We start from the raw sequence: 17776 nt of genomic DNA, 5'->3' as shown, positions 1-17776 counted from the left end.
AGTGTTAAAAGCTATTTCACCAGAATCGTTAATACTGATATTGACTTCTAACATGTAGCATCACTCATGGTTGTTCCTCCTTTATAACAGAAATAACAGGGACTGCAATGACGAAGTTGCCACCAGTCTGCTCGGAAAATCAGTCGGTCAAGTCCGGCAGCAACCAGACTGATGAAAATGGCCCAAAATTCGCTGAGAACGAACTTTATCAATCTTCCCACTCCAGTGTACCAGAATCCTATGGGGTTTTCTGATTCTGTCCCGTCTTGCAACCAGTATCTCAGGTTCATTCACAGCCTTAGACTGAATGCATTTCTCTCTGACTTGGTGAGAAATGGAAGTAGAGAGTTGAAGCAGGATTCGGTTTTGTCATATATTCCTTCAAAATTGGAGTCTGCTCCAACTTTGATGCATTTTTACCGATAATTGGAGCAGACTCCAACTCGAGATACAGGCTGGAGGTAATCAGCAACTGTTTGCCTTACTGGAACTGCAAGATGTCCTGATCTTAAATCATCATATTGAGAATTGAATCATAGCAAAAGCCGCAGAAACTTGTGAAAGCTCTGCGGCTCAATTATGCTCATCCATTGTTGAGATGATTCAGAACTGGCTCCCTTGGGTGATGTGATGATTCTATGTATTCGCAAAATCGTGAATGAGGCTGGCAGAATCTATTCATGATCTGACTGCTTGCCCAAATATTTGCGATTGTACCGGTCCTCAAAGCAGGCATATACAATACGGGCTGCAGTCATGGTTACAATCATCATGATTGTCGGCATCAGCATGTTATCTGGCATATGGGTCTCCTTTGTCGTGATTGTAAAGTGATAGCCATTTTAAAATGCAGATTCACGGCCCAACGATTTACCGGTTCCTGTATTGAAATCGGCTGGATATTGGAAGCAACTAGATCTTGTGCTTTCTGTTCAAATACTTCATATAGATATCTTCAATATAAATCATGATAATACGGGCAATCGTAACGATGATCACTGTCATGGTGAAATAAGTCATGTAGTTGGACATAATACCATTCCTTTCTCTGCTGATTAATTCGACAATGCAAATACAGTCTGGATAATTCCCAACTCATCGCTGTTCAGAAGAGATGAGCTGATATAGCATTCACCAGCAGACCCAACAGAAACGTCAGGATTCCTTCGAGGAGGATTCTGTAAATTTTCTCATTGCGGGTCATCTTCGGTTTGACACACAGTCTCTCAAGAACTTCCACAACTTGGATATAGTGGTGATCAAGCACATCCATAAGCTCCAGCTGATTGTGCTTTTCCTGTTTCTGCATCTGCTTCAGCTGCAGGTACAGAAATGTATTACAATTTGCTTTTTTCATATTTTATTATACTCCATATCTTTTCAGGCTGCCTTGCCCTGGCCGGCTTTATGGAGGGGTCATTCTGATGGGTGAATCAAAGCGCCCCATACTTGTTATATTCGCCAGACGTCTGAAAATTTGCGAAAAGTTCCTGAAAAGAATGCTGAGTATCGGATTACATGGAGTTTTGCAGAGAGACAGGAAAACAATGTGTCAGAGTTTGATTGCAAACGCAATGTCCAGGTCAGCATCCACAGACATTGCCCAAACTGCTTTTTGCATCTCACACCCGGCCACACCGGCGCAGCCGGGCATCGACATAAAAAAGGAAGAGGATCTCTGTAGAAGACCCTCTTCCATATCTGTCTATTCAGCTTTCTCCAGCAGTTTTTCCAGAATCTGCACGGCATTGGTTGCGGCACCTTTGCGGATCTGATCACCGCAGACAAACACCTGCAGGGTTTTGCCTTCTGGATCCGTCAGATCCTTCCGGATGCGGCCAATGAAGACATCGTCCTGATCTGTGGTATCCAGGGGCATGGGATACACCTTGTTTTCCGGATCATCCTTCAGCTGCACACCGGCGGCCTGGGACAGAACTTCCCGGGCTTTTTTCACGTCCACTTCGGTTTCGCATTCCAGAGTGATGGATTCAGAGTGAGAACGCATCACTGGGACGCGGACGCAGGTGCAGTTGACCAGCAGTTCAGGGGCGTGCCAGATTTTCCGGCCTTCGTTCTGCATTTTCCATTCTTCTTTGGAAATACCGAATTCGTCGAAGTCACCAATCTGCGGGATCAGGTTGTATGCGATCTGGTAGGGGAACGCCTGGAAGGGAACATCTTCGCCCTTGACCTGGTTTTCCAGATCGGCGATGCCTTTGACACCGGCACCGGATACAGCCTGCATGGTGGTGACGATCATGCGCTTCAGACCGAATTCCTTTTTCAGCGCATCGCAGCCCACCAGGGCAATGATCGTGGAGCAGTTCGGATTGGCAATGATGCCGTTGTGGTTTTCAATGTCTTCCGGGTTGATTTCCGGGACCACCAGGGGCACGTTGTCGTCCAGGCGGAAGGCACTGGAATTGTCCACCACCACACAGCCGGCTTCCTGAGCCCAGGGCATCCACTGTTTTGTCACGTCGTTTTCACAGGCGCCCAGAACATAGTCCACGTCCTGGAAAGAGGCCGGGGTCAGTTCTTCCACCACCAGGTCATCGATGACTTTGCCTTTGGAACGGGCACTGGCCAGCAGTTTCACTTCCACGGGCAGATTTCGCTCCCGGATGCATTCCAGCATCTGTCGTCCCACTGCGCCGGTTGCACCGGCAATTGCCACTTTCTTCATTACTGCAAATCCTCCTTCGTCACGAACTCGTCATAAATCGCCTTGACGGCTTTCTCGAACTCCGGTGTTTCCACCGCCACGGTAATGTTGATCTCGTTGGAGTCCTGGGCGATCATCATGATGCTGATGTTTTCTTTTCCCAGGGCCGTGAACAGTCTGCCGGCCATGCCCGGGGAATCGCTCATGCGCTTGCCCACGGTGCTGATCAGGGAAATGTTGTCCTGGACTTTCACTTCATCCGGTTTCAGCTCCCGCTTGATCCGGGACACGATTTCATACAGCGTGTTTTCCACGTCCTTCTCTTCCACGACCACCGTGAAGCTGTCGATGCCCGAGGGGATGTGTTCGATGGACACGTTGTAGTCCTCGAGAATGGACAGAACCTTGCGCATGTAGCCGACTTCGCTGGACATGTGCTTTTTGTATACATAGAGGGAAACAAACCCGGATTTGCCGGCGATGCCGGTGATGGGGAAGCGGGACTTTGTTTTACGGTTCTCCTGAATGAAGGTGCCCGGGTCCTGAGGCCAGTTGGTGTTCAGAATGTGAATGGGGATGTTGCGTTCCTTGACCGGGAAGATTGCTTCTTCATGGAGCACGCTGGCGCCCATGTAGGAGAGCTCCCGGAGTTCGGAGTAGGTAATGTGGGTGATTTCGTGGGGGTCGTCCACGATGGTGGGATCTGCCATCAGGAAGCCGGAGACATCAGTCCAGTTCTCATACACGTCCGCGTCCATGGCATTGGCCAGGATCGCACCGGTGATGTCGCCGCCGCCCCGGGTGAACACCTGGATCCGTCCGTTGGAAGTGGAGCCGTAGAAACCTGGGAACACGAAGTGTTCATATTCAGCCATTTTGGCCTGAAGCTTGGCTCTGGTGGCTTTGAAGTCGATGGTTTTGTCCAGGTTGAAGCAGATCACGTCCTTGGCGTCCACGAAGGGAAAGCCGAGAAATTCCGCCATCATCCGGGCGCACCAGTATTCGCCGCGGGACACGATTTCATCCTGTTTCATCTGATTCAGATTGGCGTAGAAGGTGTCCAGCTCCTTGGCCATGTTCTGTTTCAGACCCAGTTCTTTCTGGATTCCCAGAATGCGTTCGCGGATGATCCGGTACACGTTGGAGGCATCCACGTGATACTGCCGGTGGGCATCCAGCAGATAGAGCAGGTCGGTGAGCTTGGCATCTGCCGGTGTCCGGCGGCCGGGGGCCGAGACAACAACGTAACGGCGGTCGGGATCAGCCTGAATGATTTCCCTGACCTTGCGGAACTGACAGGCATCGGCAACCGATGACCCGCCGAATTTCGTGACTTTCAGCATGACGATTCCTTTCTGATACAAGAAACGGGAGAAGCATCTCCCGGTACATCCAACTGACGGAGGTTATCGGCGAACCATTACCGCCACAGAGCAATCATGGCTTCAGGATCCAGTGCCTGCACCTGATCGATGACATCTGCGCCTGCCGGGCCGATGAGCCAGTATGATCCTTCCTTCACACGGGCAGCAGGCAGAGAAGAGAGGTCCTTTCCGGAGCGCACGAGCCAGGTTTCCTGAATCAGGGAATCATCCGGCTGCATGGCTTTTTCCAGAAGAATGGGCCGTTCGCTGTTCTCCAGTGTGTCAATGGCGTTGGCCAGCATGGCCTGGGCTGTGGCCATCTGCCCGGCGCCCTGGCCGAAGAGCCCGATTTTGTCAAAGCTGTCGGCATAGATCAGCTGGGCGTTGTAGTTGGAAGGCACATTGGCCAGATATTCGTCCTTGTCCAGGAACGCCGGGGCGATCACCGATGCGTACTTTCCGTCTTTCTGCAGAGAGCGGGAAATGTGACGGATCACCTTTCCTTCTTTCTTTGCCAGGGCAATGTCTTCCGGGGTTATGCGGGAAATGCCCAGCGGCTGACGCAGTCCGCCGTTTTCTGTTTTATATGCCAGCATGTTCGTGATCACGGTTTTGTACCAGACATCGAATCCTTCCACGTCGTTGGTGGGATCGGCTTCCGCATAGCCCATGGCCTGGGCGGCTTTCAGCGCGGTGTCCAGATCCTGTCCTTCTTTCTGCATCTGGTCCAGAATATAATTGGAGGTTCCGTTGAAAATGCCTTCGAACCCGTTGAGATCTTCCAGTTTCTGGAGTTTCAGCACAGCGTCCAGAAAGGGAATGCCCCCGGCCACGCTGGCTTCGATCTGAATGGATCCGCCGTTTTCTGCGGCCAGCTTCACATAGTCTTCCAGGTTCGGTGCCACAGTGGCTTTGTTGGAAGTGATGACATGCTTGCCGGCTTCCAGTGCCCTGCGGATCAGGGTGTTGCTGGGTTCGGTGCCCGAGAGGCACTCGAAGACAATGTCCACTTCCGGGTCTGTCACCAGTCCCTCGCCGTCATTGGAGAAATACGGCAGATTCTCGAATTCCGGCAGCACAAACACAGCTTTGAGATCCAGTCCGTCCACGGTGGAAACGAGCTTTTCCACGCCCTTTCCCACGGTTCCATATCCTAAAAGTACAGCCTTCATACGCCCTCCTGTTTCTTATTCAAAAACACTTGTTTTCAAAGCTTGCACATTGTATCATAGGTATTGTTCGTTTTCAAGGAGGTTTTCAAATGGTTACATCCTACCATTCCACAAGAAACAAGACCGTACAGGCAAGTGCCCGTCAGGCGGTGCTGAAAGGGATCGCCGCTGATGGCGGACTCTTTGTGCACCCCGGCCTGGGACAGGAAAAAGCGGATCTGGACCGGATCCTGCACCAGTCGTATCAGGAAAACGCCGCGTATATTCTGGGGCTGCTGCTGCCGGACTATACAGAAGAGGAACTGAAGCAGGCGGTTCAGGCTGCCTACACCGGCTCCTTTGCAAGTGAAGCCGTGACGCCGGTGAAACCGGTGGGAGACCTGCAGGTGCTGGAGCTGTTCCACGGCCCCACATCTGCCTTCAAGGATGTGGCGCTGACGATGCTGCCGCAGCTGATGAGCATTGCCCTGAAGGATACCGGCGATTCCGCTATGATTCTGACCGCTACCTCCGGAGACACCGGCAAGGCGGCGCTGTCCGGCTTCAAAAACGTGGACCGCACGGGCATTGCCGTGTTCTATCCCGAAGGAAAAGTCTCCCAGATCCAGTACCGGCAGATGGCCACCCAGCAGGGAGACAACGTCAGGGTGTTTGCGGTCCAGGGCAACTTTGACGATGCCCAGTCTGCCGTGAAGCGGCTCTTTCTGGACCAGGAGCTGAATGACTGGGCCGCTTCGAAATCCATCCGCCTCTCCAGCGCCAATTCCATCAATGTGGGGCGTCTGGTTCCCCAGGTGGTGTATTACTTCGAAGCCTGGAAACAGCTGATGCATCAGGGTGTCATCGGCCGCCAGGACCAGCTGTCCTTTTCGGTTCCCACCGGCAACTTCGGAGATGTGCTGGCGGGCTATTATGCATACAGACTGGGACTGCCGGTAAAGAAATTCGTGGTAGCCAGCAACGCCAACAACGTGCTCACGGAGTTCATCCGCACGGGTGTCTATGACCGCAACAGACCGTTCATCAAAACCATTTCCCCGAGCATGGACATTCTGATTTCCTCCAACCTGGAACGGCTGCTGTACTATATGACAGAGGGCGACACAGCGCAGGTGAAGACATGGATGGATCAGCTGGCTGCCGAAGGGCGCTACCAGGTGACACCGGAGGTTCTGGAAAAAATCCAGTCGCTGTTTGTGGCAGAGTATGCCGGCGATGACGAAACCAGAGCCGAAATTTCCCGGGTATATAAAGAGGATGCGTATGTGCTGGATCCCCACAGCGCCATCGGCTATCTGGCAGGGGGCAGACAGAAGGGAGAAGAACCCATGGTGGTGCTGGCCACGGCTTCTCCCTACAAATTCGCACAGGATGTGATGGAAGCGATCACCGGGGATACGATGGCTGAATGGGATGCGCTGCACGCTCTGGAAGACATCTGTCAGGATCCGGTGCCGGCGCCTCTGGCAGCGCTGGAGTCTGCGGACATTCTGCATGATGCGGTGGTGGATGTGCCGGGCATGAAAGAGGCGGTGAAGGATTCCTGCGCTCTGACCGGCAGAGGCAGCCGGTGATCCGGATCAGCGTCCCGGCCACCAGTGCCAACTGCGGCGCGGGATTTGACACCATGGGACTGGCACTGGACTGGCGGGGAGAATTCTCCTTTGAGAAGGCAGACAGACTGGTGATCACCGGCTGCCCCGAAGCCTATGCCGGCGAAGACAATCTGGTGTGGCGGGCCTATCAGAAAGGGTGCCGGGCAGCGGGATTCGAACCGGATCCGCTGCATATACATATAGAAACGGACATTCCCTTCGCCAGGGGCCTGGGCTCCAGTGCCACGTGCATCGTAGCAGGGCTGGCGGCAGCCTGGGAGATTCATGGCCAGCCGGCCAGCCGGCAGGAGGTCATGGCGCTGGCAGCGGAAATGGAAGGTCATCCGGACAATGTGGCGCCGGCTGTGTTCGGCGATCTGTGCACAACGGTGATGACGGAAGACCAGGCAGTGATGTGTGCTTCGGACATGAGTCTGTGGCACTGTCTGGCGCTGGTGCCGGATTTGGAAGTATCCACCGCCGAAGCCAGAAAGGTGCTGCCGGGGGATATACCGCTGAAAACCGCAGCCCGTCAGGCGGGCATGGCGGCTCTGTTTGTTCAGGGACTGGAGCGGGGAGACCAGCAGCTGGTCTGCGCTGCCTGCCAGGACCGGCTGCATGAACCCTACCGGCAGCAGCTGATTCCGGCTTACAGCCGGCTGAAGGAAGTGTGCATGGCCAATGCGGTGCCCCTCTGGATCTCCGGCAGCGGCAGCACGATGCTGGCCATCAGCCGGGACAGGGAACAGCTGGAAAGCATGCGGGACTGGGTGAGCCGGCATTTCGGTCTGGAAGGCCGTCTGGTGGATCCCGACGGAAAAGGTCTGGTCATCTGCCATGAGTAAGTATTATGTGGTATCCAGCGAGATCCTGCCGGAGGTTCTGGAAAAAGTCATGGAAGCCCATCAGCTGCTCAATTCCGGTCAGGCCAGACGGATTTCGGAGGCGGTGGCCAAAGTGGGCATCTCCCGGGGTACGTTCTATAAATACAAGGATGCGGTCTTCAGCTTCTCCCAGGACGAATCCACCCGGAAAGCCATCATTTCCTTTGTCATCCGGCATGAAAAAGGAGCCCTGGCCCAGGTCATCAACCTGCTGAGTCAGAATCAGGCCAACATTCTGTCCCTGAATCAGACAGCACCCATCAACGGGATTGCCAGTCTGACTGTGACCATTGACATGGCGGATCTGGAAAGCAGTCCCGAGGAGCTGATCCAGGTGCTGCAGCAGCTGCCGGCGGTGAGCCGGGCTGATCTGGTGGCAGTGGAGTGAGCCTGAAACGCATTGCTGCCTGGTTCTGGGGCATGGCGGTGATCCTGGCCATTCTGCTGACGGTGACCGGATGGCAGGCCACGGATGCCGGCTGGTATGACGGATGGTATCGCGCGTCGAATCTGGCAGCCCGTCTGGATGTGCCGGAGAAGACACCGGAGCAAGCCATGAAGCTGATGCTGGACTATGTCACCGGCGCCAGTGATACCATGGACGGCAGTCTGCCGGGGATCGGAGAAGTCTACAATGCCCGGGAAAAAGCCCACATGAAAGACGTCCGCCGTCTGTATCAGTCCGCCATGGCTGTGCGCAACGCAGCCTGGCTTGTGACGCTGGCAGGGGTTCTGCTGGCTGCCTGGAAACAGGACTGGAAGGCGCTGGCGCTGGGCTATCTGCAGGCGGGTCTCTGCTGGCTGATCATGATTGCCTTTCTGGGGCTCTGGGCTGCGACGGGATTCACGGATTTCTGGACGCATTTCCATGAGCTGTTTTTCGACAATGATCTGTGGCTGCTGAACCCGGCAACGGATTTCATGATCCGGATCTGCCCGGAACAGCTGTTCTTTGATCTGGTGATCCGCATCGTGCTGGAAATCACAGCGGTTGCAGCAGCCGGGGGGATTGTCTCCTGGTGTGTCCTGCGAAGGTGCAGGCGTTGAAAAGCCCTGTGCCAATGTTATACTGCTGATGAGACCTCCGGCATGAAAGGAAGGCATGCGGAAGGTTTGATTCATGGAACTCATCCTTGCAAGTCAGTCCCCGCGCCGCAGGCAGCTCCTGGAGGAGCAGGGATACAAGACGGATGTTCATCCGGCACAGATCAGCGAATCCATTTCCACTGCCCTGCCGCTGGATGAAGCCCTGGAACGCCTGGCGCTGGACAAAGCCAGAGCCGTCAGGCCCGGGTTTCCGGACCGGACAATCATCGCTGCGGATACCGTTGTGGTGTACGACGGGGAGATCCTGGGCAAGCCGGCAGATGACCGGGAAGCCTGTGATTTTCTGATGCGGCTGTCCGGGGAAACCCACCAGGTGAAAACAGGTGTCTGTATCCTGACGCCGGGCATGGAGATCACTTTTACGGATACGACGGATGTCCGTTTCCGGGTTCTGGAGGATCAGGAAATTCTGGCCTACACCAGATCCGGAAAATCCGCCGACAAGGCAGGGGCCTACGGCATTCAGGATTCGGGGTTTGTGGAGAGCATTCACGGATCCTGGTCCAATGTTGTGGGGCTGCCCATGGAGAAAGTGAACGAAATTCTTCATTCTCTGCCAAAAAAAGGTTGCACAACCACCGTGTGATAGGGTAAGATATCACACGTACCGCCCGTATAGTATAAAGGTAATACAGGTCCATGGTAAGGATCAACTCGTGGTTCAATTCCGCGTACGGGCACCATTCGAACCATCACCCGCAGTCACGCGGGTTTTTTGTTTTCCCTTCTGCACCGTCCGCAGCCGCCGGTTTTACAGAGCCGTCGTTTTCTGCTATCATGGTGCGGTTCACAGGAGGAACACGATATGGAAAAGACACTGACAAAAAAGGATCTGGCAGATCTGCTGGCGGACAGAAACGGCCTGACAAAAGCCCAGGCTGCGGATGTGCTTGGCACACTGCTGGATGCCTGGACAGATACACTGAAGGAAGGGGGAAGCGTGGATCTGTACGGTTTCGGCAAATTCACGGTGGCCGAGAGGGCTGCCCGCTCCGGCTTTAATCCCGCTACGAAGGAAAAGATTGAAATTCCGGCATCCAGAGCCGTGAAATTCAAACCCGCAAAAGCCCTGAAGGACGTCCTGGCACAGTCCTGAGGTCTATGGCAAGGAGAACCGCTCGGCTCTCCTTTTTGTCTTTTTCCCGTGTCCTGTCCTGACTGGCACAATTGCCGGAAAACACACTGACTGCTATGATGAAAGCAGACTGAAACTTTGAAAAGGAGCATGTATGGAACAGCCCATTTATGTGATCGGACACAAGAATCCGGATACAGATTCCATCTGCGCGGCGCTATCTCTGGCGGAACTGAAACGTCAGCTGGGGCAGAATGCCGTGGCAGCGCGGATCGGCCATGTCAATCCCGAGACAAAATTTGTCCTGGAGAAAGCCGGCATGGAGCCGCCGCTGCACATCAGCACAGCCAAGAGCACCCTGGCCGAGATTGAAATCGACAAGGCCGTGACGGTGGACAAAGGCGCCACCCTGCGCAAAGGCTGGGACCTGCTGATTGAAAACGACGCCAAGACGCTGTATGCCACGGATGAGACCGGCAACTACAGCGGTCTGGTCACCCTGGGAGACATTTCCAAGATCCAGATGCAGGATCTGAACATCACCCGGGATCTGCTCAAGGATACACCGGTGGAAAATTTTCAGGCGGCATTGAGAGGCACGATCCTGCTGGAGGGGACCAGAGAGCTGTCCGGAGAAGTGCGCATTGCGGACAAGAAAATGATGGACCGCAATCTCGAAGGCGCCATCATGGTGCTCAATGATCATGAAGACTCCATGATCAAGTCCATGGCCAAGGGCGCTGCGATGATCCTCATCGCGGAGAACTTTGTGCCAAACGACTACATTCTGGACATGGCCCGGAACATGGGAGTGACGCTGATCAGCACGCCCTACAACCTGATGAAAATCATTCAGATGGTTTACCGGGCGATTCCCATTGAAAGCATCATGCTGCCCGCTCAGGACATGGTCCAGTTTTCCCGGGACGAATTTCTGGAGGATGTGGAGCGGGAAATGCTGAAAACCCGTCATTCCAGCTATCCGGTGGTATCCCAGGGACGGATCACAGGATCCGTGGCCCGGTACCATCTGCTGAAAAGCTCGCCCAAGCAGTTCATCCTCGTGGACCACAACGAGAAGAAGCAGACCATCAACGACATTGACAAGGCCGAAATCATTGAAATCGTGGACCATCACCGGATCGGCGACATCACCACCAGCAAGCCCATTCAGTTCCGGAACATGATCGTGGGTTCTTCCTGCACGATCGTCGGGCTGATGTGGCAGGAATACGGACTGAAGATGCCGGAGAACATTGCGAAACTGGTGATTTACGCCATGATTTCCGACACCATGAACTTCAACTCTCCCACCTGCACCCCGGTGGACCGCATGCTGGCCCAGCGGATTGCACAGGAGTACGGCTTCGACATCGATGCCATGGCGGAGGAAATGTTTGCCAGCACCGCCACGATCAAGGGAAAGACCATGCAGCAGCTCACCGGAACCGATTCCAAGGAATTCAACATCGGCGGGCACAAGGTGGCGATTTCCCAGACCTTTGTCTTCAACTTCGATGATATTCCGGCAATCCGGGAGGAACTTCTGGATCACATGCGCCAGGAGGCAAAATCCCGGCGCCTGGATCTGTTTCTCATGACTTTCACCAATGTGGAAGGAAAAGGATCCCGGTTCCTGGCCGCCGGACCGGAGGCTGCCAGAATGCGCCCGGTTCTGGACCGCTTTGAGGATCAGGGATTCGTGTCCCGGAAAAAGCAGATCGTGCCGGGTCTGGCGAGGGAACTGGAATGAGTCTGACAGACCGGTTTCTGCGGTATGTGACCATGGACACCCAGTCGGACCACACCTCGCAGACTGTACCCAGCACGCCGGGACAGCAGGTTCTGGCGGCCAGACTGATGGAGGAACTTGCGGATCTGTCCATTCCCTGCACCTGCAAAGAGGGTGTGGTCTATGCCCATCTGAAAGCCACGGACCCGGATGCAGGTTGTGCTGCGGGATTTCTGGCCCATATGGATACTGCGGAGGAACTGACCGGAGCCGGGGTGAAGCCCCGGATCATCAAAGCCTATGACGGCAGCCCCATTGTGCTCAATGACCGGTATTCCATGTCCCCTGCCGAATTTCCGGCTCTGTCCCTGGTGACAGGGGATGATCTCATCGTGACAGACGGCATGACGCTGCTGGGGGGAGATGACAAGGCCGGTGTGGCTGTGATCATGCAGGCGCTGGAGGAAATCCGCCAGGAACCGCACCGGGAGCTGTACATCGCCTTTACCCCGGACGAGGAAATCGGGCGGGGAACGGATCACTTTGATCTGGCGCAGTTTCCCGCTGCCTGGGCCTGGACCGTGGATGGAGATGCAGTGAATCAGGTGGACTGGGAAACCTTCAACGCAGCCAGAGCCGACCTGCAGATACAGGGACTGGCGATTCACCCCGGAGAGGCGAAGGGCAGGATGATCAATGCGGTTCAGATTGCAGCAGACATTGCGGCATCCTTTCCCGCCGATCAGATGCCTGCGGCCACAGAAGGCCGTCAGGGATTCTGGCACCTGACCGGCTTGTCCGGTACCGTGGAACAGGCCCGGGTTTCCTGGATCATCCGGGACCATGACACCGGAGCCTTTGAAAAACGCAAAGCCTTTGTGCAGGAGCTGGTGGCGGACTGGGAAAAGAAGTATCCCGGCTGTCTGCGGCTGACTGTGACGGATCAGTATCTGAACATGGCCCGCTTCATGCCGGAGAGTGCGGACGGAACCTGTCCGGCTGTCCGGGAAGCCGAAACAGCCATGAAAAAACTGGGACTGACACCGGTCAGCATACCGGTACGGGGAGGTACCGATGGTGCGATGCTTTCTGCTCGGGGCCTGTTCACGCCGAACCTGGGGACCGGCAGCTGGAACCACCATGGACGGTACGAGTTCGCCAGTGTGCAGAAAATGGAAACCATGAAGGAAATCGTCAAGGAACTCATGAAAGGAAGGGATTTGTGATGGATGCCGCGAAAGAAGCGCTGATCAGACACAGAGAATGGCAGGGCAAACTGGAAACAGTGAACAAAATGCCCATCGAAACTGCCCATGATCTCTCCATAGCCTATACACCGGGAGTTGCCGCTCCCTGTCTGGAAATTGCCCGGGATCCGGCACAGAGCTATGTCTACACCGGCCGGGGCCACACCATCGCGGTGATTTCCGATGGATCGGCCGTGCTGGGCCTGGGCAACATCGGCCCGGAAGCCGGCATGCCGGTGATGGAAGGCAAATGCGTGCTGTTCAAGGCACTGTCCGGGCTGGATGCCGTTCCCCTTGTGCTGGGTACCCAGGACACCGATGAACTGGTCACCATCATCCAGGCTCTGGCGCCTTCCTTTGGCGGCATCAATCTGGAGGATATCGCCGCACCCCGCTGTTTTGAGGTGGAGCGGCGGCTGAAGGAAGTTCTGGACATTCCCGTATTCCATGACGATCAGCATGGTACCGCCATCGTGGTGGCAGCGGCTCTGGAAAATGCCCTGAAGCTCACGGGCAAAACAGCCCCCCGGATTGTCATCAACGGAGCGGGCAGCGCCGGCTGTGCCATTGCCCGGCTGCTGCTGGACCGGGGACAGCGGGATGTCATTCTTGTGGACCGGCAGGGGATCCTGACACCGGACATGGATCTGACCAGCGGGCAGCGGGCCCTGATCGACCGGCTGAATCCCTCGGCAAAAACCGGGTCCCTGGCGGATGCGCTGGCAGGGGCGGATGTGCTGATTGGCGTATCTGCCGGGCACATTGTGGATCAGGACATGATCCGGTCCATGAACCCGCAGCCGATTGTGTTCGCCATGGCCAATCCCACGCCGGAAATCGAACCGGAAGACGCGGCGGCTGCCGGGGTTTATATCATCGGCACCGGGCGCAGCGATCATCCCAACCAGATCAACAACGTCCTGGCATTCCCGGGGATCTTCAAGGGCGCGCTGGCTGCCGGGGCCACAGAGATCAATGATGCGATGAAGCAGGCAGCGGTGAGTGCCATTTCCTCCTGCATTCCGGCAGACCAGCTGGCACCGGATCACATCATCGTCAGTGCGCTGACCCCGGGCGTGGCGGACAAAGTGGCGCAGGCAGTGGCGCAGGCAGCCAGAGAAAGCGGTGTGATCCGTCATGGCTGAATCCGGCACCGTCAAAGGCAAAACCGGGCTGGTGGTGGAAGGCGGCGGAACCAAGATCGCCTACACAGGCGGTGTTCTGCAGTGCTTCCTGGAACAGGGCATTGACATTCCATACTGCGTAGGGATCTCCGCCGGCGCCATGATGCTGCTGCCCTATGTCTCCCGCCAGCCGGGCCGCCTGCGGATCACCGGCGTGGACGCCGCCAGTCAGAAAGGGCTGATCGGCCTGAAGCCGATCATGCGGGAGGGCAGTCTCTTTGCCCTGGAGCAGACCGCCCGGTTCATTCAGGAAAAAGCCCCCCTGGACTACGAAACGTTCTTTGCCAGTCCCACCCAGCTGGATATCGGCATTTATGACATGGAAACCCGGAAGACGATGTACTACGGCAAGGAATACGTGGATGATTCCGATGATCTGCTCATCGCCAGCTGCAGTCTGCTGCTGCTGTCGAAGCCCAAACAGTTTGACGGACGCACGGTCATCGACGCGGGACTCACGGACATGATCCCGGTGGATCAGGCACTGAAAGCCGGCTGCGACAAGCTGATCGTGGTGTCCACCAAGGAAGAAGGCTACAAGCGGAAAAAAGCCCCCTGGTGGCAGCTGATGGGCGCCAGAATGGTCTACCACGACAAACAGATCACGGATGATTTCCGCAGGCGCCATGAACACTATGAGCAGCAGTGGCAGACGGTGCATGACCTGGAAGCCCAGGGACGCGCGCTGGTTCTGCGGCCCCATCAGGATTACGGAATCACGCGGTATACCACCGACCGGGAAAAGCTGGATGCCTGGTTCAAGCTGGGCTATGCCGAGACACTGGAACGGCTGCCGCAGATCCGGGCATTTCTGGCGGATGACCCGGAGGATGACAGAAAAGAGGCAGAATGATGTTTGTACTGGAAAATGATGATCTGAAACTGACCTGTACGGAAAAAGGCGGGCAGATGCGCTCCCTGATCCGGAAATCCGATGGTCGGGAACTGCTGTATCAGGGTGATCAGGCCTGGAAGGATCAGAACCCCAGCCTGTTTCCCATCATCGGCAGCACCTGGAGCGGCAGCTATGAGATGGACGGAAAGTCTTACTCCATGAAAAACCACGGACTGGCCCGCTACGCCATGCTGGAGGGAACCCGAGAGGCAGACTGTCTGATTTTCAGCTTTTCGGATGACGAAACCACCCGCAGTCAGTATCCCTTCGGGTTTGGCTTTGTCATGGAATACCGGCTGGAGGGACCGGAGGTGAAGATCACCTACCGGATTGAAAACACCGGAGACCGGCCCATGCCCTTTACACTGGGGCTGCATCCTGCTTTCAGAACGGATCCCTTTGAGGACTGCGAACTGGTGTTTGAACCGGCGGGAAAAGCGGTGCAGTTTCACACCTTTGAAGACGGCCGTCCTGTGGAATACGAGACAGTTGAACTGGACCGGCTGTCCCTGGACCGGGGACTGATCCGGAAAGAGAGGACGCTGATTTGGAAGGACTACGATACAGAGCAGGTCACACTGCTGCAGAACGGCCGGGCACAGATCACGATGAAATTTCCCGGCTTTCCCTTCCTGGCTGTCTGGACCCATCCGCAGGACAGCGAGTTTGTCTGCATCGAACCCTGGTATGGACATGCGGATCTGGAGAAACTGGATGTGCCTTTTGAAAAGCGGGAAGGCACCATGATCCTGGAACCCGGCAGAACCTGGACGACGTCATATGCCATCGAGGTGAAGTAAGATCATGCTGGGAAAGAAAACGAGTTACTGGGACGAAAAGGGCTGTCTGGAAACCGTCCGGGCGCTGTGTCAGCAGCCTGCCAGCTGGAAACGCACGCAGAAACAGGTGCGGGACCAGAAGGATGCCCTGAAGGCCTTCATGGAACCGGCGCTGGCCAGACCGGATCTGACCATTGCCTTCTGCGGTCTGCAGGGGGTTCTGGCCAAGACCCTTTTTGACTGGGCGGACACCGATGTGAAATACGAAACCCGCTGGCTGGCAGAAGGGGAAACGCTCTCGGACCAGAAAAACATGGTGCTGGTCAGCATCGAAACGGAAGAGAACACCATGGAGCTGGCGGAAATCATCGACCGGCAGCCGGTGTCTGTTCTCCATGTGATCGTGACAGGCAGCGAAAAAAGCCCACTGGTGCATGCTGCACAGGGGCTTGTGAACATGTATGGCCTGGTGGTGAAGGATGCGGGGCTGACCAGCCTGATCCTTGCTGCGTTCATGACACTGCATCTGGAGATCCTGGATGATCTGCAGCTGGATGACATGATTCATTCCGCCACCCAGGTGCTGAACCAGAACGCACCGGTGCTGGAAGATTTCGCCGCTTCCCACACCTATCCGGCCCTGCGGGCTGTGGGATTCAACATCCGCCAGAAACGCCACGGCATGAAGGAAATGACCGGGGTGATGAAGGCCTCCTTCATCTCTCCCTATACCGGCCTGCCCTATGACGGTGAACCGCTGAATCTGCTCTATCTGCCGGATGATCCGTCTCTGAAAAAGGAACAGGTGGAACTGACCAAAGTGCTCCGCCGGGAAGGGCAGCTGGTGCTGGCGGTGGAAGCCAGACACGAAGAGGCCATCCGGGCAGACGGAACACTGGATCTGAAGCTGCTCATGGCCAGACACAACGTGTATGCGGCCTTCGCTTTTCTGACCGTGTTTGAAGCCATGGTGGTGTTCACGGCTGCAAAGCACAACATCGCGCTGGATGACGGTCCCCGGGACATCCGGATGAGTCTGGATTCCTGGATGGAAAAGGCAAAGCTGGAGGATGTGATCGACGCATGACCCGCATTCTGCTTGCCGGACATGGAGCCTGGGCAGCGGGCATGAAATCCGGTGTGGAAATGGTTGCCGGTCCTCAGCCGGCCATGGAGGCTGTGAACTTTACCGGCAACACGGAGCAGCTGGCTGCAGACCTGAAGGCCGCAGCTGCTCATGGCCAGGACCTGCTGGTGCTCTGCGATCTGGCAGGGGGCTATCCGTTTCAGTGCGCGGCACTGCAGTTTCATGACCGGCCGCAAACAGTTGTCGCCGGGGGCGTATCCGCTCCCATGGTGCTGGAACTCGTGCTGCAGCTGGAGAAAACACCGGCAGAGCTGATGGAACTGGCGGAAGAAGCCGGACACAAAGCCATCCGGTTCATGACATTCTGATACAGCTGAAAGCAGAAATGACTGCGGTCTGACCGGGAGTGATCCCAGGCCAGGCCGCAGTTTTTGCCGTTGCCGGGTGATGGGGCTGTTGCCCGGGGGCAGGGTACAGACTGGCGGGGTATGCCGCAGGCAGGGTAATAGCGGCAAGTCCGGAACAGAATCTACCGGGGTGATCTGGTTCAGCACAGGCAGAGGTCCGCTTGCGGAAGCGCAGAAATCCGCTGCTATGGCAGACAGATTTTCCCGAGTGTGCAAACCCCAACCTGTCTGATGGACAGAAACCGCAATGCTGCGGGTGAACTGCGGCAGTTTTTCCTACGGGGCTGCGGCAAATCCGGTGGTTAAGCAACGATTCAATGCGGCAATCCCGTCCCACACATTGTGGGTTTTTATTACAATATTTGCCGCAGCGATACGGCAAATTTGGGGGTGATTTGAAAGCGCTTTGCAATTATTATGTAAGTGTAAAGAGCAGCCAGACGGCTGCCCTTGACAGAAATGACGGCAATTGAGCGGCTGTCATGTTCAGGGGAAGATCAGGAAGTCCCCGGAAAGGAAACACGTTAATCGAGTAGAGAGGAACAGGTTAGTGCTGCCCCTCCCTCTCACACCACCGTAC

General features: G+C 55.8%; 18 protein-coding genes and 1 tRNA gene. 14 read left to right on the top strand and 5 right to left on the bottom strand.

Features of this window, described 5'->3' with window-relative positions; translation table 11 throughout:
- Positions 1-674 precede the first annotated feature (674 nt).
- The 5 genes from QZ305_RS10025 to QZ305_RS10005 all read right to left on the bottom strand — a co-directional run bounded on the left by QZ305_RS10025 (position 675) and on the right by QZ305_RS10005 (position 5204).
- A complete protein-coding gene (locus QZ305_RS10025; RefSeq protein WP_294731715.1) occupies positions 675-803 on the bottom strand; it encodes a hypothetical protein in 129 nt (42 codons plus the stop codon).
- Positions 804-1105: 302 nt separating this feature from the next.
- Positions 1106-1357 carry a hypothetical protein gene (locus QZ305_RS10020; protein ID WP_294731714.1) on the bottom strand — a complete coding sequence of 84 codons (252 nt, stop codon included), beginning with the start codon at positions 1355-1357 and terminating at the stop codon, positions 1106-1108.
- Between the two features lie 348 nt (positions 1358-1705).
- Entirely contained in the window at positions 1706-2689 is a 984-nt protein-coding gene (locus QZ305_RS10015; protein WP_294731713.1) for an aspartate-semialdehyde dehydrogenase, read from the bottom strand.
- Positions 2689-4011, bottom strand: coding sequence for an aspartate kinase (locus QZ305_RS10010; protein WP_294731712.1), 1323 nt, complete (start codon positions 4009-4011; stop codon positions 2689-2691). The genes QZ305_RS10015 and QZ305_RS10010 overlap by 1 nt, the downstream gene beginning before the upstream one ends.
- Before the next feature lie 77 nt (positions 4012-4088).
- Complete coding sequence (locus QZ305_RS10005; RefSeq protein WP_294731711.1) at positions 4089-5204, bottom strand: homoserine dehydrogenase; 1116 nt, start codon at positions 5202-5204, stop codon at positions 4089-4091.
- Between the two features lie 89 nt (positions 5205-5293).
- On the opposite strand from QZ305_RS10005, the gene thrC reads away from it, so the two are divergent.
- The 14 genes from thrC (at position 5294) to QZ305_RS09935 (ending at position 17157) form a co-directional block, all read left to right on the top strand.
- Positions 5294-6778, top strand: coding sequence for a threonine synthase (gene thrC / locus QZ305_RS10000; RefSeq protein WP_294731710.1), 1485 nt, complete (start codon positions 5294-5296; stop codon positions 6776-6778).
- A complete protein-coding gene (thrB, locus tag QZ305_RS09995; RefSeq protein ID WP_294731708.1) occupies positions 6775-7644 on the top strand; it encodes a homoserine kinase in 870 nt (289 codons plus the stop codon). Before thrC ends, thrB begins: the two co-directional genes overlap by 4 nt.
- On the top strand, positions 7637-8071 hold the full coding sequence (locus QZ305_RS09990) for an ACT domain-containing protein (protein ID WP_294731706.1): 435 nt from the start codon (positions 7637-7639) through the stop codon (positions 8069-8071). The genes thrB and QZ305_RS09990 overlap by 8 nt, the downstream gene beginning before the upstream one ends.
- Positions 8068-8730 carry a TIGR01906 family membrane protein gene (locus QZ305_RS09985; protein ID WP_294731703.1) on the top strand — a complete coding sequence of 221 codons (663 nt, stop codon included), beginning with the start codon at positions 8068-8070 and terminating at the stop codon, positions 8728-8730. The genes QZ305_RS09990 and QZ305_RS09985 overlap by 4 nt, the downstream gene beginning before the upstream one ends.
- Positions 8731-8803: 73 nt before the next feature.
- Complete coding sequence (locus QZ305_RS09980; protein ID WP_294731701.1) at positions 8804-9376, top strand: nucleoside triphosphate pyrophosphatase; 573 nt, start codon at positions 8804-8806, stop codon at positions 9374-9376.
- A gap of 23 nt (positions 9377-9399) precedes the next feature.
- Positions 9400-9473 (top strand) — tRNA-Thr (locus tag QZ305_RS09975).
- Between the two features lie 122 nt (positions 9474-9595).
- Positions 9596-9886, top strand: coding sequence for an HU family DNA-binding protein (locus QZ305_RS09970; RefSeq protein ID WP_294731700.1), 291 nt, complete (start codon positions 9596-9598; stop codon positions 9884-9886).
- A 133-nt stretch (positions 9887-10019) separates the two neighbouring features.
- On the top strand, positions 10020-11618 hold the full coding sequence (locus tag QZ305_RS09965) for a putative manganese-dependent inorganic diphosphatase (RefSeq protein ID WP_294731698.1): 1599 nt from the start codon (positions 10020-10022) through the stop codon (positions 11616-11618).
- Complete coding sequence (gene pepT, locus QZ305_RS09960; protein WP_294731696.1) at positions 11615-12823, top strand: peptidase T; 1209 nt, start codon at positions 11615-11617, stop codon at positions 12821-12823. The genes QZ305_RS09965 and pepT overlap by 4 nt, the downstream gene beginning before the upstream one ends.
- Positions 12823-13989, top strand: a complete 1167-nt coding sequence (locus QZ305_RS09955; protein WP_294731694.1) for an NADP-dependent malic enzyme — start codon at positions 12823-12825, stop codon at positions 13987-13989. The genes pepT and QZ305_RS09955 overlap by 1 nt, the downstream gene beginning before the upstream one ends.
- Entirely contained in the window at positions 13982-14881 is a 900-nt protein-coding gene (locus QZ305_RS09950; RefSeq protein WP_294731693.1) for a patatin family protein, read from the top strand. The genes QZ305_RS09955 and QZ305_RS09950 overlap by 8 nt, the downstream gene beginning before the upstream one ends.
- Positions 14878-15723: an aldose 1-epimerase family protein gene (locus tag QZ305_RS09945; RefSeq protein WP_294731691.1), complete on the top strand. Its 846-nt coding sequence runs from the start codon at positions 14878-14880 to the stop codon at positions 15721-15723. Before QZ305_RS09950 ends, QZ305_RS09945 begins: the two co-directional genes overlap by 4 nt.
- Positions 15724-15727: 4 nt before the next feature.
- Complete coding sequence (locus QZ305_RS09940; protein WP_294731690.1) at positions 15728-16789, top strand: hypothetical protein; 1062 nt, start codon at positions 15728-15730, stop codon at positions 16787-16789.
- A complete protein-coding gene (locus QZ305_RS09935) occupies positions 16786-17157 on the top strand; it encodes a PTS sugar transporter subunit IIA (RefSeq protein WP_294731687.1) in 372 nt (123 codons plus the stop codon). The genes QZ305_RS09940 and QZ305_RS09935 overlap by 4 nt, the downstream gene beginning before the upstream one ends.
- The last annotated feature ends 619 nt before the right edge of the window (positions 17158-17776 follow it).

The organism is uncultured Faecalibaculum sp. (genome assembly GCF_910588395.1).
In the GTDB taxonomy this organism is placed as follows: Bacteria; Bacillota_I; Bacilli_A; order Erysipelotrichales; family Erysipelotrichaceae; genus Faecalibaculum.
This window is presented reverse-complemented; position numbering and strand designations above follow the sequence as displayed.